The following is a 259-nucleotide window of genomic DNA, read 5'->3' as shown; positions in this document are numbered from 1 at the left end:
GGTAGGCCAGGATCCGCCCCACGGTGCGCTCGCTCACCGCAAAGCCCTCCTTCCTTAGGGTCAGCCAAATCGGCCAGCGGCCCCAGGTGGGGTTCTCCTTCCTTAGGGCTTCCACCCGGATCAGCAGATCGGAAGACCAGTAAATCCTCCGCCGCAAGCGCTGCGGTTCATTTGGGGTAGGGGCCCCAAAGCGGACGTCTTGACCGAGGCTTAAGACCGGCAAGGCCCTCTTCCTTGAGGCGTTTCCGCCAGCGGTAAT

1 pseudogene is annotated in these 259 nt (G+C 62.9%); it reads right to left on the bottom strand.

Features of this window, described 5'->3' with window-relative positions:
• A pseudogene (locus AC27GT_RS06495) lies at positions 1-259 on the bottom strand (helix-turn-helix domain-containing protein); the annotation flags it as partial.

The organism is Thermus sp. KWY1 (genome assembly GCF_057547025.1).
This window is presented reverse-complemented; position numbering and strand designations above follow the sequence as displayed.